Raw genomic sequence first — 12242 nt, forward strand, 5'->3', positions numbered from 1 at the left:
ACATTGCCGAGAGATTAGGCATGCGCCAGCAAGGGGACGCCGCCCCTTGAAACGGCACGCTCCGCGGCGGATTCGCGCGGCTAGCGTCGCATCAATTCCCGAATTTCGGGTCCTGCGATTGGAACGGGCCGCATTTGGCGCGTTTCGCAAACCGCTGATCGAAATCGACCGTGCCCCCGCGCACCGGAATCTGTGTCGGCGGCAGTCCCCTTGTGTACTGGTCGACGGTCACCGTCTTCTTGTCCGCGCTCATCGTGACGCGAACCGGCTCAAGCGGCTTGCCCTTGTTGGCCTCGGTCAGGTCGAGCGCGTAGTAGCCGATCACCGTCTGGCCGGCGCGCAGGCCTTGGCCTGCCAATGCAACCGATAGCGGTAGATAGACCTCCATCCTGACGCCTTCGCCGTCGCACGCCAGCATGCGCATCATGGCGGCGTCCTGGCCCGGAGGCTTTGCGGCAGCACCCGTCGCGACGGAAAGGGTGACAGCCGCGACAGCCCCGAAACCACCAATCCAGGGTTTGCCGGTCGTTGCCGCCGCACGGTCTCCTTGGCTTGTCATGGAATCCCCCGACACGAAGCGACTTGCTCGGTATTTCGTCTGACGTCGAGGCTTGGACGTTCAATCCCGGTCCGTCCTCCCTCCCCGATCGGCGCCTCCGTGCGCCGCCGCGGCGATGTTTGGGCGATCGGGCGTCAGCGCTTCCTGTACCGCCGGACCGGTTGCTGCTATGATCCCGGCCTACTTGAACTGATCCGGTTTTTTTTGAAGCGGAAGGCATTCTGAAGCGCCTGCATTGATCACCGACAGTCATATGGAGGTTTGCCATGGCTTCTGACTGGCGTCTCGAAGGCGAATGGATCAAGAACTGCAATTGTGCATTTGGCTGCCCCTGCGATTTCAATGCGCTGCCGACGCATGGTTCCTGCAAAGGCATGGTCGGCATGCGGATCACCAAGGGGCATTTCGGCAGCACCAAGCTCGACGGCCTGGTGTTCGCGGCAACCGTCGACTTTCCCGCGCGCGCTGCACGAGGGCAACGGGCAGATGCAGCCGATCATCGACGAGCGCGCCACGGCGGAACAGCGCGAAGCGCTGTTCAACATCCTGTCCGGCAAGAATTCGGCCGAAGGCACGCTGTTCCAGATCTTCAGCCTGATCGTGACCAAGATCCATGATCCGGTGTTCGTGCCGATCGAGTTCTCCTTCGACAAGAACGGGCGCGTCGCCAAGCTCGTCGCCAAGGGCGTGCTGGAGACCGAGGTCGAGCCGATCAAGAATCCTGTCACCGGCACGCCGCATCGCATCCAGGTCGTGATGCCGGAGGGGTTCGAGCACAGGGGGGCCGAGGTGGCCTCCTCCAACATCCGCTCGACCGGGGCGATCAAGTACGAGACCAAGGGCTCGCACAGCTCGCTCGCCAACGTCGTGCAGACGCCGGACGGCGTCGCGGCCTGACACAGCCGGGCGCGGTTCGGCCGTTCGGCTGCTGGGATCCCACCATGAGCGAGACATCGGCGCTCGAAAACGTCCTGCGGCATGACCGCCTGATCTTTGCAGGCGGCATCGCCGCGGTGATGGCGCTGGCCTGGGCCTATCTCCTGGCCGGCGCCGGCATCGACATGAGCATGGCTGATATGCCGATGGATCCGACGCCATGGACGCCTTCCTATGCCGTGCTGGTGTTCGTCATGTGGTTGACGATGATGGTCGCCATGATGATCTCGAGCGCCGCGCCGATGGTGCTGCTGTTCGCCGCCCTGAAGCGCAAGCAATCGGCAACGCCCTCTCCCCTCGCTGAGGCCTCGATCTTCCTGTGCGGCTATCTCGTGATCTGGGCCGGCTTTAGCCTCGCCGCGACGCTGGCGCAATGGCAACTCGACCTCGCCGGCCTCTTGTCGATGGCGATGGCTGCTACCAGCGCGACGCTCGCCAGCGGCGTCCTGCTGCTGGCCGGGCTCTACCAGTTCACGCCGCTCAAGCGCGCCTGCCTGCGCTACTGCCAGAGCCCGGTGCTGTTCCTGAGCCGGCACTGGCGACCGGGCACGGCCGGTGCGCTGCGCATGGGGCTGCGGCACGGCCTTTACTGCCTCGGCTGCTGCTGGTTCCTGATGGCATTGCTGTTCGTCGGCGGCGTGATGAACCTGCTCTGGATCGTCGGCATCACCGTCTACGTCGCCTGCGAGAAGCTGCTCCCGGTCGGCCACCGCCTCAGCTATGCCGCCGGCGCCGCGTTGATTGTGGCGGGACTGATCGTGCTCGCGCATACGACTTGAGAAAGTGTCCGGACGTGTAGGAATATCGATCGCGCGACGGCGATCATCCTGTCGAAGAAGATTGAAAGCAGTGCGAGCTGGTTCACACTTGCCATTCGTCATCCGTGCCAAGATCGTTCGGACGGTGGATTGTGCGTCGCAGGCCGGCAGCGCTGCTTGTGACGGAACTGACGAGCGACAGACGCTCGCGTGCTGGCGTCAAGCCAGATGCCCCACGCCCCCGGCCGTCGCGCCGAGAGAACCGCATGCATTTCATCGGAGGGTACATCATGCATACCTTGCCCGCAGAATGGCTACCCGTTTCAACTGCGCCAGCAGACCGGGATCTTGAAGTCTGTGTCCTGGACTATGATGGAATGGTCCATGCGCTCGTGTTCCCCTGCCACAAGGACGGCGCCGACTGGGTCGTTGGTTCAAACGACCACGTCCATGTTCAACCGACGCATTGGCGCAGTTGGACTGAGCCCGCCTAAAGCGGGCCCCTGCACCGCCGGGCGGACCCGGCGCAGGGCCGCCGGGGACGCTCCATGGCGCCCGGACGAGTTACCGCCATCGCGCCGCACGGGCACGAGCCCCGGTGCGGCGTCAATCTCGCGCCAGCCCATGAAATCGGCTAGACTTGTCGCGTGAGGTTCAGGGTGGGCCAGGAGGCTCGTCATGAAATCACACGTGGTCCCTTTCGAAAATCGCTGGACCAACGGCAAGCATGCCTGGGAGTGGCATTGCGAGCTCGAGCGGCTGGGCGTGCCGACGGTCCGGACGATGTATTGCGAGCATGAGACCCACCATCGCAACAAGTCGGCGGTGGTGTTCGACATCCCCGCGGGCTTTGTCCACGACTGGCTGGCCTTCCACGACCGGCGCGCCGCCCGGCAGCAGTTCTTGTGGCGCGCCAGCGTCATCATGCTCGGCATCATCGCCGCATCGGGCGTCGTGCTCGGTGCGCTCAGATAGAAGCCGCAAGGCCGGCGGCGTTATCCGTGGCCATCCTTCGAGACGCCCGCCTTTGGCGGGCTCCTCAGGATGACGCCTTGTTGCGGGGCAAGATCCCGGTCTGGACCCTCATGATAAGGAGCGCCGCTTGCGGCGCATCTTGACCGCGAGGCCCTCTCACCCCTGCTCCCGGCCGCGAATCCCCCATGCCCGGCGCCTGCGACGACCCGTGCGGTCGCGCGAAAGCACTTATTAACCCTTTGCTAACCATACACCCGGCAAGAATTGCCGAGTGAAGTCGAGTGTCGTCGAACGCGTCTAACGGGCGGAGATCCCCGTGAACGCCAGCGCGGTGCCTCACTTTCGGAACGGCGGCCCTGCGGCCGTCGCGCAGACGCTTGGCGGCCGCAGCCGCCAGTCGCGGGGGAGAGCGGCTACCATGGTCGACATCACGGCAGGTCAGGGCACGGCAGGCAAGAGCGGATTGCCGAGCCTCGGCGAGATCGGCGACATCTTAAAGCGCGGCGATATCGCGCTGGCGATCGGCGTCCTCACCATCCTGGTGGTGCTGATCCTGCCGCTGCCCTCGATCGTGCTCGACCTTTTCCTGGCGGTCTCGATCACGGTCTCGATCCTGATCCTGATGACCTCGCTGTTCATCCAGGCGCCGCTGGAATTCTCGTCGTTTCCGACCATCCTGCTGATCTCGACCATGCTGCGGCTGTCGCTGAACATGGCCTCGACCCGGCTGATCCTGAGCCACGGCCATGAGGGCACGGCGGCCGCCGGCCACGTCATCGAGGCGTTCGGCAACTTCGTGATGGGCGGCAACTTCGTGATCGGCATCATCGTGTTCGCGATCCTGGTGATCGTGAATTTCGTGGTCATCACCAAAGGCTCGGGCCGCATCGCCGAAGTCGCGGCGCGCTTTCAGCTGGACTCGATGCCCGGCAAGCAGATGGCGATCGATGCCGACCTCTCCGCCGGCCTGATCGACGAGAAGGCCGCCAAGGAGCGCCGCAAGGCGCTGGAAGACGAGAGCGGCTTCTTCGGCGCGATGGACGGTGCCTCGAAATTCGTCCGCGGCGATGCCATTGCCGGCCTCCTGATCGTCGGCATCAACATCGTCGGCGGCATCATCATTGGCGTCGCCCAGCAGGGCCTCTCCTTCAGCGAAGCCGCCCGCACCTACACCGTGCTGACGGTCGGCGACGGCCTCGTCACCCAGGTGCCCGCGCTGATCGTCTCGACCGCCGCGGGCCTCCTCGTCTCCAAGGCCGGCATCACCGGCGCCGCCGACAAGGCGCTGATGCGCCAACTCTCGGGCTATCCGCAGGCGCTCGGCATGTCGGCCGGCGTGATGCTGGTGCTGGCGCTGCTGCCTGGCATTCCGACGCTGCCGTTCCTGGCGCTGGGCTCCGGCGCCGCGGTGCTGGCCTGGAATGCACGCAAGCAGAAGCGGGCTGCGAAGGCGGCCGAAACGGCGGCAGCCGCCGCCCCGGCTGCAGCCGCGGCCGCCGCCGCTGCAGCCGCGGAGGAGCCGATCGCCGCCGCGCTGAAGATCGACGACCTCAAGATCGAGCTCGGCTACGCGCTGCTGCCGCTGGTCAACGGCCCCGACGGTACCGACCGCCTGACCGAGCAGATCAAGGCGCTGCGCCGCTCGCTTGCCATCGAGATGGGTTTCGTGATGCCGGCGGTGCGCATCCTCGACAACGTCCAGCTCGAAGCCAACAGCTACGTCATCAAGATCAAGGAAGTCGACGCCGGCACCGGCAAGATCTGGCCGAGCCAGTTCATGGTCATGGACCCCGCCGGCAACCAGGTGCAACTGCCCGGCATCCACACCATCGAGCCGACCTTCGGCCTGCCGGCGACCTGGGTCGACGCCGGCCTGAAGGAAGAGGCCGCGCTGAAAGGCTACACCGTGGTCGACGCCGCCACGGTGCTGTCGACGCATCTGACCGAGCTGCTCAAGACCAACATGGCGGACCTGTTGTCCTACGGCGAGGTGCAGAAGCTCTTGAAGGACCTGCCGAAGGAGCAAGGCGAGCTGATCAAGGACATCGTGCCCGGCCAGGTCACCGTGTCGGGCATCCAGCGCGTGCTGCAATTGCTGCTCGCCGAGCGCATCTCGATCCGCGATCTCTCGACCATCCTCGAGGGCATCGCCGACGCGCTGGCGTTCTCGCGCAATCCGGCCACCATGGTCGAGCACGTTCGTGCCCGACTGGCCCGCCAGATCTGCGCGCAAAACACCTCGCCGAACGGCTATTTGCCGCTGATCGCGCTGTCGGCGCGCTGGGAGCAGGCGTTTGCCGAGTCGATCGTCGGCCAGGGCGACGACCGCAGCCTGGCGATGCAGCCCTCGAAACTGTCGGAGTTCATGACCGCCGTGCGCAACGCCTTCGAGCAGGCGGCGCGCGAGGGCGAGGCGCCGGTCCTGGTGACGTCGGCCGCGATCCGGCCGTTCGTTCGCTCACTGGTGGAACGGTTCCGCTCGCAGACCACCGTGTTGTCGCAAGCCGAGATCCATCCCCGCGCCCGGCTGAAGACGGTCGGCAGCGTTTAGGACCTCTTGTTCGGAAGCGTTTTCCGTAGGCGAGCCGGGCGTCCACTTCGCGCGAAAACGCGCTAGCGGCCGCAAATCATTTGCGTTTTCGTCTGTGTTTTCTCGCCACAGGCAACTGATTTATGCGGAACAGGCCGGAACGGCCCTATCTGGGATGCAGCATTCCAGCACTTGGTCAAGACACTGATATTAAATAGATTTAATGCATTTTAGATTACCAGAGGGTCATTTTTGATCGCGCCCGATCACGTCTCGTCACGGCCTTGTGATGACCTCTAGGGAACGGAATCGGCAAATCCTACGTTAGCGGGGCACGAGACGTTGAACCGGACAACAGACCGAACCGACAGATTTACTGAGAGCAGGAAGGCGGCAGGAGACTTCCATGAACCACTCGATCTACAGCGCCGATCGTATGACGCACCTGAAGATTGTGGTCGTGGCGTTGTTCGCCGGTATCCTGGTCGCGGGCTTTGGCATCGCGGCACATAATTCGTCGGATGAGGGATACACGCAGACGGCGCGGGTCATGAAGGCCGGCAAGCCCGTCGCGATCACCAGCACCAGCAACTCGCTGGTCCGCTAACAGGAGAGTTTCACGAATTCACGTAGTGTTCTTTACAGCCCCCCAAAGTCGCTGCGTGGATATTTAAGACCCCCAACTACCCCCAAGTTGACTATCGAAAACGCCCGCTCCCCACGGGCGTTTTCTTTTTTTTCGGGTGCCCGACGCGACGTCTCATCCACGTCATTGCGAGCACCTGGATTCAGTTGCTGCAGCAGGCGCAAATTATCGCGGCGCCGAACCCGACGTGCCCGGCACGGTCTCGATCAGCTTGCCGGTGAAGATCGGCGCCGAGGTCGGCTGGCCGTTCGGCGAACCGCCGGCCTGCTCGACGGTCACCGCATAGGTGGCGCCGTTGATCACGTCGGCGTCATAGCCCGACAGCACCGGACGCGCGGTGAAATCATCAGCGCCGATCACGCCGAGCGAGCGCGGCTGCGGCAGCTTGTCGGAGATCAGCCAGAGCTCAAAACTCCTGCCGGGCTCCGACGCGGCGCCGACCTTGCGGACGGTAAAATTCTTGGTCGCACCGTCGATCGTCAGGATGAAGGCCGGCCCGCCATTCTGCCCTTGCAACAGCGCGACATACTGCGCCGACGGCGTCAATGCCGGCGCCGGCGTCTTCACCTCGACGGTCTGGATGCGCGGCTTTGGCCTCATCGCATTCGGCAAGGCGTCGGGCTTGTAAATCTGCAGGCCGAGCGTCGCCAGCAGGGCGGCCGCGATCGCGGTCGCGGCCGAGGCGATACCGCGCCAGCGCTTCACGCGGCCCGTAAGCGCGGTCACGTTGCGTTCGTCGAAGATGACCCGTGGCTGTCGGGCCTCGGGCAGCCTGCGGATCTCGGACGGCGGCTGGGGCTCGTCCGGATCGAACGCCGAGCCGAATTCAGGATCGTCCGTGATTGGCGAAGGCGGCGGCGTCACTGTCGTGGCCGGCGTCTCCGGCAGCACCAGCGGCGCCTGCGGCGCGCTCGCGTGGCCGATCGCCGCCTTGATGTTGTCCCAGACCACCGGACGCGGCTCGACCAGGCCGACCATCTGATTCAGCGGACCGAGCCTGAACTGCCAGGCCTGCACCAGCGCTGCGAACTCGCTGTCGACGGCCATCATGGTCTCGACCTGCGCGCGCTCCTCGGCATCGAGCGTACCGAGCGCATATTCCGCGGCGAGCGCGATATGGTCTTCGCTATAGGCCATCAATCAGAGTCCAAGACACTCCCGGATATCCATCAGGCTGCGGCGCAGCCAGGTCTTCACCGTGTTCACCGGTGTCTCGAACTTTGCGGCGAGCTGCTCGCGGCTCCAGCCGTTGTAATAGGCGAGCAGCACGAGCTTCTGACGATCCGGCTCCAGACGACCGACGCACTCCAGCAACCGCTTCAACTCTTCCGTCATTTCCCGTCGCGCCAGCGGATCGGGCGAGTCGGCGGCGACCTCCATCGCGGCCGGCTCGTCTTCCAGCGATGCCTCGCCGCGCTTGCGCACCACGTCGATGGCGCGGTTGCGCGCGATCGACGTCATCCACGTGATCGGGGAAGACAGGGCTGGGTTGAACTGCCCGGCGCTGTTCCAGATCTTGACGTAAGCCTCCTGGAGGACCTCCTCGGCGAGATCCTGTCGCCGCAAGATACGGAGCACGACGCCGAAGAGTTTCGCGCGGGTCGCGGCGTACAGCCGCTCAAAGGCGGCCTCATCCCCCTTGGCGACGGCGGCGATCAGCCAGACCAGCTCAGCCGGCGTCAGCACTTTGCGCCCTCCAAGCCTCGATCCCCCATCGCGTCATTGCCACCGTGCCGCCGATCATCCCGTCCGGACCGGTGGTAGCATATTTTGGGACACCACGATCCGCCAAATGGCCGACAGGTCGCCGGCTTGTGGACAGCGCCCAGCAAAAAGCCCGGGCGATCGGCCCGGGCTCTCAATCTGGTCAGCGGAGGGAGCGAGGGTTCAGGCGATGACGCCGAGACGGGCCCGCATCAGGCCGATCGAATCCATGTCGGCTTGTTCGCGAGCGCTCTCCTCCGCGCGTTCGCGCGCCTGGTCGCGCTCGTCGAGCAGCTCGACCTTCTTCAATTCCTCGAATGCCTCCGACAGCAGCGCCTTGGCATCGTCGAGCTGGGCGCGCAGTTCGTCGGCCGAACGGGTCAGGTTCTCGCGGCGCTGGATCGCGGCCTTGGCATAGGTCGGATAGGCGAAGTGCGTGGGGTCGTTGATCCCGGCGCGCTCCTGCTCGGTCTGGATCTCGCGCTCGAGCTCGACCGACATGCGCTGGAAGTCGGCGATCATGCCTTCGATCTGGGTAACCCGACGGCGCTTTTCGTCGACCTGAAATTTCTTCAGGCGAATCAGCGTTTCACGTGACTTCATCGACTCATACTCCCCAGAAGTCCCAAATCTGAACGCGGGACAGAGCCGGCTCCCCGCTGGGCCCCGCCGGCATAGCTATGGTGTGCCGGCGATGATGGCCTGACAAAGTTAGCGTTCCGTTTCCAAACCCGACAGGATTTGAGCCAGTTGCCGGTAGCCGTCGGGAAGGCTGGTGGATTCGTCCTTGGCCTGACGCAGGTAGGCCTCGAGCGGCTCATGCAGCCGGATCGCCTCGTCGACCTCCGCGCTGGAACCCGGCCGGTAGGCCCCGAGCCGGATCAATTCCTCCATGTCGGCATAGGTCGCCATCACCTGCCGCGCCTTGTTGATGTAGGGCAGGAAGTCGGGGTCGGCCGACCGCGGCATGGTGCGCGAGACCGACTTGAGGATGTTGACCGCCGGATAGCGGCCGCGCTCGGCGATCGCCCGCTGCATCACGATATGACCGTCGAGGATGCCGCGCACCGCATCCGCGATCGGCTCATTGTGATCGTCGCCGTCGACCAGCACGGTGAAGATCGCGGTGATGGTGCCGTCGCCAGTGCCCGGCCCTGCCCGCTCGAGCAGCTTCGGCAGTTCGGTGAACACGGTCGGCGTGTAGCCCTTGGCGGTCGGCGGCTCGCCCGCCGAGAGGCCGATCTCGCGCTGCGCCATCGCAAAGCGCGTCACCGAGTCCATCAGGCACAGCACATCCTGTTCCTCGTCGCGGAAATACTCCGCGATGGCGAGCGTCAGATACGCCGCCTGGCGCCGCATCAGCGCCGGCTCGTCCGAGGTCGCGACCACCACGACCGAGCGCGCCAGCCCCTCCTCGCCGAGATCCTCCTGGAGGAATTCCTGCACCTCGCGGCCGCGTTCGCCGATCAGCCCGATCACCGAGATCGCGGCATCGACATTGCGCGCCAGCATCGACAGCAGCACCGACTTGCCGACGCCGGAGCCGGCGAAGATGCCGAGCCGCTGGCCGCGACAGCAGGTCAGGAAGGTATTGAGACCGCGCACGCCGAGATCGAGCGGCGGGCCGACCCGCTTGCGCGAATGCGCCGGCGGCGGCGAGTTGCGGTAGGACATCGGCGAGGCGCCCTGCACCAGCGGGCCCTTGCCGTCGATCGGCTCACCCATCGCGTTGACGACGCGGCCGAGCCAGGCCGGCGACGGCCGAACCTGGCTCGCCGCATTGGCGATCACCGCGCGGCAGCCGCGCCTCACGCCATCGAGTCCGCCGAACGGCATCACCACCGCGTTCTCGCCGGAGAAGCCGATCACCTCGGCCGGGATGAAGCGGCCCGCGCCGACGTCGATCACGATGCGGGCGCCGACCGACATCGCGTGAATGGGGCCTGCGATCTCGACCATCAGCCCGCGGACACCGACCACGCGGCCATAAATATTGACGCCGTCGATGTCGCCGATCTGCTCCGCGAGCGCCTTCATTGCGAAAACCTTAAGTTTCCACGATTTTGCTCCGGCCGCTTAACTTCGTGTTTACCCGCATCATTAATCATTGCGTCACTGTCTTTGGTGACTGAGGTCGCTTGCCCATCAGAAGAAGGGCGAGTCGCGAGAGTCGGTTAGGCCCGCCTCTTAATGTGGAAACTGAACGAGCGCGGTTAGGAAAAGCTTCTTCTACGCAATATCTTAGGGCGATTCGACAAAAATTGCACGGTTAGAGCTTGCGTCGAGGAATCAGTTTTTGTTAACCATATCTCGTCAGGATCCGAATCAGTTGTTCAAAGGCGTTTTGTGAGTGCCGCAAGTGCGGCCGACCTGACGCCCGGAGCGGCGACTATAGGGGACTGGCATGCGCGTTTTGCTGATTGAAGATGACAGCGCCGTCGCGCAGTCGATCGAATTGATGCTCAAGTCCGAGAGTTTCAACGTCTACACGACGGACCTCGGCGAAGAGGGCGTCGATCTCGGCAAGCTTTACGACTACGACATCATCCTTCTCGACCTCAACCTGCCCGACATGTCCGGCTACGACGTGCTCAAGCAGCTCCGGGTGTCGAAGATCAAAACTCCCATTCTGATCCTCTCCGGCCTCGCCGGCATCGAGGACAAGGTCAAGGGTCTCGGCGTCGGCGCCGACGACTACATGACCAAACCCTTCCACAAGGACGAACTGGTCGCCCGCATCCACGCGATCGTGCGCCGCTCCAAGGGTCACGCCCAGTCGGTCATCCAGACCGGCGATCTCGTCGTCAACCTCGACACCAAGACGGTCGAGGTCGGCGGCCAGCGCGTGCACCTGACCGGCAAGGAATACCAGATGCTGGAGCTGCTCTCGCTCCGCAAGGGCACCACCCTCACCAAGGAAATGTTCCTCAACCATCTCTACGGCGGCATGGACGAGCCGGAGCTGAAAATCATCGACGTCTTCATCTGCAAGCTCCGCAAGAAGCTCGCCAACGCCTCCGAAGGCCGCAACTTCATCGAGACCGTGTGGGGCCGCGGCTATGTGCTGCGCGAGCCGCACGAGGCCGACGAACGCATTCCCGCCTGACCTTCTGGGCCCGCAGAGAACCGCAAGGTTCGCTCCTTTCGACCTGAACCCCGCCGCAAATGGCGGGGTTTTTGTTTGGGATTGAACCGGCTGTCGGCATGCGCCGACCAAGGGAACGTGCAATCCTGCCTCGCGCGAATCCCGACGAACTCCCGGACCGCCCCGACATGATCCTGCAATCCCTCGCCGGCCTGCCGGCGTTCCTGGTCTATTTCTGCACGGCGCTGATCGCCGTGGTCGCCTACCTCTTCGTCTACACGCGCGTCACGCCGCATGACGAATTCCAGCTGATCCGCGACAACGATCCGGCAGCGGCGATTGCGCTGGGCTTAAGCCTGCTCGGCTTCGTGCTGCCGGTGGTCAGCGCCATCGCCCACTCCGCCAATGTGGTGGACTGCCTGATCTGGAGCATCATCGCGCTGATCGTGCAGATCATCGTCTATTACATCGTGAAGATCCCGGTGCCGAATCTGTCGGCGCGGATCGCCTCCGGCGAAATGGCGCCGGCGATCTGGCTCGGGCTGTCCTCGCTGGCCGCAGGCGCGCTGAACGCGGCCTGCATGATCTACTGAGCCGTTGAGCCAAGCCATGGCGCGCAAACCGAACCCGGACTTCGGCAAACGGCGACCGGTCGTGCCGGCGGTGCCGACGCCGCCGCGGCCGGATCCGCCGTCCAAGCGCTCCAACCACGTCGCGCTGCTCTTGATGGGCACGCTCGCGGTCGGCGGCAGCGCCTACGCGCTGATGCCGCGGCCGAATTGCCAGCCGGTGCCGCCGACGCCGCCGGGCGTCACCGCACCGGGCGTCGCCACACCGGTGCCGCCACAACCCGGCGTCGACTGCACGGCGCGCAGTTCGTCGTCCGGATCGGGCGGCAGCGGCGGCTCGTCACGCAGCAGCTTCTACAGCAGCTCCTCGTCGAGCGGCTCCTCCTCTTCCTCGAGCTCATCGTCACGCTCGTCGGTGAGCCGCGGCGGCTTCGGTTCATTCGCGCATGCGTTCGGCTTCAGCGGTGGCTGATGCATGTT

Annotated in this window: 13 protein-coding genes and 1 pseudogene; 9 read left to right on the plus strand and 5 right to left on the minus strand. The window is 64.7% G+C overall.

Annotated features, from left to right (window positions below; all coding sequences use genetic code 11):
- Positions 1-91: 91 nt before the first annotated feature.
- Positions 92-559: a hypothetical protein gene (locus ACVWYP_RS36470; RefSeq protein WP_304496719.1), complete on the minus strand. Its 468-nt coding sequence runs from the start codon at positions 557-559 to the stop codon at positions 92-94.
- A 266-nt stretch (positions 560-825) separates the two neighbouring features.
- Here ACVWYP_RS36470 and ACVWYP_RS36475 point away from each other — a divergent pair.
- The 6 genes and pseudogenes from ACVWYP_RS36475 to ACVWYP_RS36500 form a co-directional block, all read left to right on the plus strand.
- Positions 826-951: pseudogene (locus ACVWYP_RS36475) on the plus strand (DUF1326 domain-containing protein); the annotation flags it as partial.
- A 94-nt stretch (positions 952-1045) separates the two neighbouring features.
- The gene (locus ACVWYP_RS36480) at positions 1046-1456 is read left to right on the plus strand and encodes a DUF1326 domain-containing protein (protein ID WP_456684274.1); all 411 of its coding nucleotides are present in this window, start codon (positions 1046-1048) and stop codon (positions 1454-1456) included.
- Between the two features lie 44 nt (positions 1457-1500).
- A complete protein-coding gene (locus tag ACVWYP_RS36485; RefSeq protein WP_304496720.1) occupies positions 1501-2274 on the plus strand; it encodes a DUF2182 domain-containing protein in 774 nt (257 codons plus the stop codon).
- Positions 2275-2931: 657 nt separating this feature from the next.
- Positions 2932-3228 carry a hypothetical protein gene (locus ACVWYP_RS36490; protein WP_304496721.1) on the plus strand — a complete coding sequence of 99 codons (297 nt, stop codon included), beginning with the start codon at positions 2932-2934 and terminating at the stop codon, positions 3226-3228.
- 418 nt (positions 3229-3646) lie between these two features.
- Positions 3647-5779, plus strand: a complete 2133-nt coding sequence (gene flhA, locus ACVWYP_RS36495; protein WP_304496722.1) for a flagellar biosynthesis protein FlhA — start codon at positions 3647-3649, stop codon at positions 5777-5779.
- A gap of 385 nt (positions 5780-6164) precedes the next feature.
- Positions 6165-6365: a hypothetical protein gene (locus ACVWYP_RS36500; RefSeq protein WP_092090232.1), complete on the plus strand. Its 201-nt coding sequence runs from the start codon at positions 6165-6167 to the stop codon at positions 6363-6365.
- 204 nt (positions 6366-6569) lie between these two features.
- On the opposite strand, the gene ACVWYP_RS36505 is transcribed toward ACVWYP_RS36500, so the two are convergent.
- The 4 genes from ACVWYP_RS36505 to fliI all read right to left on the minus strand — a co-directional run bounded on the left by ACVWYP_RS36505 (position 6570) and on the right by fliI (position 10145).
- Positions 6570-7541 carry an anti-sigma factor gene (locus tag ACVWYP_RS36505; protein WP_304496723.1) on the minus strand — a complete coding sequence of 324 codons (972 nt, stop codon included), beginning with the start codon at positions 7539-7541 and terminating at the stop codon, positions 6570-6572.
- Positions 7542-7544: 3 nt separating this feature from the next.
- Positions 7545-8090 carry a sigma-70 family RNA polymerase sigma factor gene (locus ACVWYP_RS36510; protein WP_038382814.1) on the minus strand — a complete coding sequence of 182 codons (546 nt, stop codon included), beginning with the start codon at positions 8088-8090 and terminating at the stop codon, positions 7545-7547.
- Between the two features lie 201 nt (positions 8091-8291).
- Positions 8292-8711 (minus strand): flagellar export protein FliJ, encoded by a 420-nt coding sequence (gene fliJ / locus ACVWYP_RS36515; RefSeq protein ID WP_016848565.1) that lies wholly within the window; start codon positions 8709-8711, stop codon positions 8292-8294.
- A 108-nt stretch (positions 8712-8819) separates the two neighbouring features.
- Positions 8820-10145 (minus strand): flagellar protein export ATPase FliI, encoded by a 1326-nt coding sequence (gene fliI, locus ACVWYP_RS36520; RefSeq protein WP_028341263.1) that lies wholly within the window; start codon positions 10143-10145, stop codon positions 8820-8822.
- Between the two features lie 367 nt (positions 10146-10512).
- Here fliI and ctrA point away from each other — a divergent pair, with 367 nt between their 5' ends.
- The 3 genes from ctrA (at position 10513) to ACVWYP_RS36535 (ending at position 12234) form a co-directional block, all read left to right on the plus strand.
- Positions 10513-11214 carry a response regulator transcription factor CtrA gene (gene ctrA, locus ACVWYP_RS36525; protein WP_016848562.1) on the plus strand — a complete coding sequence of 234 codons (702 nt, stop codon included), beginning with the start codon at positions 10513-10515 and terminating at the stop codon, positions 11212-11214.
- Positions 11215-11381: 167 nt separating this feature from the next.
- Positions 11382-11786, plus strand: coding sequence for a DUF350 domain-containing protein (locus tag ACVWYP_RS36530; RefSeq protein WP_016848561.1), 405 nt, complete (start codon positions 11382-11384; stop codon positions 11784-11786).
- A gap of 16 nt (positions 11787-11802) precedes the next feature.
- Positions 11803-12234, plus strand: coding sequence for a hypothetical protein (locus ACVWYP_RS36535; RefSeq protein ID WP_304496724.1), 432 nt, complete (start codon positions 11803-11805; stop codon positions 12232-12234).
- The last annotated feature ends 8 nt before the right edge of the window (positions 12235-12242 follow it).

The organism is Bradyrhizobium sp. USDA 3262, from assembly GCF_054060035.1.